The following is a 2,102-nucleotide window of genomic DNA, read 5'->3' on the forward strand; positions in this document are numbered from 1 at the left end:
AAACAGCGGATGATGCGACGCCGAGCGCACCGGGTTGAGCTGCTCGACCAGCAGCTCGAACGGCACATCCTGGTTGCCGTAGGCATCCAGCGCCTGCTGGCGCACCTGCTCGAGCACCTCGCTGAACCGCTGCGCGGAACTCACCCCTACCCGCAACACCCAGGTGTTGACGAAAAACCCGACCAGCTCATCGAGCGCCGCATCCATCCGACCGGCGATCGGCGCGCCCATCACCACGTCCTCGCCGGCTCCCACCCGGTGCAACACCACTGCCATGGCCGCCTGCAACACCATCGAGACCGTCGCGTTATGCGCCGCCGCCAACGCCTTGACCCCCGCCCAGGTCCGCGAGTCGATGCGGAGCTCCACCTCATCGCCGCGATAACTGGGCACCTGCGGGCGCGCCGATCGCCGGTCGGATGGATGCGGCGCTCGATGAGCTGGTCGGGTTTTTCGTCAACACCTGGGTGTTGCGGGTAGGGGTGAGTTCCGCGCAGCGGTTCAGCGAGGTGCTCGAGCAGGTGCGCCAGCAGGCGCTGGATGCCTACGGCAACCAGGATGTGCCGTTCGAGCTGCTGGTCGAGCAGCTCAACCCGGTGCGCTCGGCGTCGCATCATCCGCTGTTTCAGGTGCTCTTGGTGTTCCAGAACAACGCGCGCCCCGAGATGACGCTGGAGGGGGTCAGCGTCGAGCAGTTGGCGGTGTTTACCCGCACCGCCAAGTTCGACCTGGACATCGAGCTGAGCGAGGTGCCCAGCGAGGACGCCGGCGCGCCGATGGCCGCCGGGCTGATGATGTATGCCACGGATCTCTATGACCGGTCCAGCATCGAGCGGTTGGTCGGCTGGTTTGGCCGGGTCATCGAGGCGGTCGTGGCCGATGCCTCGGTCGCGGTGGGCGAGGTGTCGCTGCTGGATCGCGGTGAGCGTGATCTGGTGCTGTCGGGCTGGTCGGGTGCCGGGGTGACCGCCCCGGTGGGGCCGGCGCCGGCGTTGTTGGCGGCGGCGGTGGCCGCCGACCCGGACGCGGTGGCCGTCGTCGGCAGTGGCCGGGCGGTGTCGTATGGCGAGCTTGATCAATGGTCGACGCGGTTGGCGCGGGCGTTGATCGAGACGGGGGTGGGGCCGGAGCGCGCGGTGGGCGTGGCGATGGGTCGGTGTGTGGAGTTGGTCGTGGCCTGGTGGGCGGTGCTCAAGGCCGGTGGCGTGTATGTGCCGGTGGATCCGACCCATCCGGTGGAGCGGACCGCGGCGGTGCTCGACGCGGTGGGCGCGGTGTGTGTGTTGACGTGCAGCGCTGACACGGTCGCCGGGGCACGCCCGGTGCTGCGCATCGATGATTTGGATCTGACCGGGTACCCGGTGGATCCGATCACCGACGCCGAGCGGCTGGCGCCAGCGGGGACCGACGACGGCGCGTATGTGATCTTCACGTCCGGGTCCACCGGTGTGCCCAAGGGTGTGGCGGTCAGCCACGCCGGTCTGCTGGGGTGGGCGGCGGCCCAACGCGCGATGTTCGGGTTGGGCGCGGACGCCCGGGTGCTGATGGTGGCCGCGCCCACGTTCGATGCCTCGGTCGGTGAGTTCTTGTTGGCGGCGGCATCGGGGGCGGCGTTGGTGGTGGCCCCGGCGGGGGTGTATGCCGGGGAGGCGTTGACCGCTTTGATGCAGGACCAGCGTGTCAGCGCGGCGATTCTGACCCCGACGGTGTTGTCGTCGCTGGATCGGGCCCGCCTGGACGCGCTGGACACGCTGATCGCTGTGGGGGAGGCCTGCCTGGACGAGGTAGTGGCTGCCTGGGCGCCGGGTCGGGCGATGTTCAACGGCTATGGGCCAAGCGAGACCACTATCTGGGTTACCTGCGCGCCGCTGGTGGCGGGGCAGCCGGTACGCATCGGCGCCCCGATTGCGGGGGTATGTGCGCTGGTGCTGGATGCGCGGCTGAACCCGGCCCCGCCCGGGGTGGTCGGTGAGCTGTATCTGAGCGGGCCCGCGGTGGCGCAAGGCTATGTGGGCCGTGCCGGATTGACCGCGGAACGGTTCGTGGCCAATCCTTTTGGCGGCCCGCACGGGGTCCCGGGAACACGTATGTATCGCAGCGGG

At 69.5% G+C, this 2,102-nt stretch carries 2 protein-coding genes; one reads left to right on the plus strand and one right to left on the minus strand.

Going from position 1 to position 2,102, the window contains the following annotated elements:
* Positions 1-393: condensation domain-containing protein (locus A5760_RS25590; RefSeq protein ID WP_155764478.1), on the minus strand; the 393-nt coding region annotated here is incomplete at its 3' end.
* A gap of 26 nt (positions 394-419) precedes the next feature.
* Here A5760_RS25590 and A5760_RS25595 point away from each other — a divergent pair.
* The coding region (locus A5760_RS25595; RefSeq protein WP_155764479.1) for an AMP-binding protein at positions 420-2,102 on the plus strand (1,683 nt) is incomplete at its 3' end.

Source organism: Mycobacterium colombiense (assembly GCF_001665835.1).
Lineage (GTDB): Bacteria > Actinomycetota > Actinomycetes > Mycobacteriales > Mycobacteriaceae > Mycobacterium > Mycobacterium colombiense_A.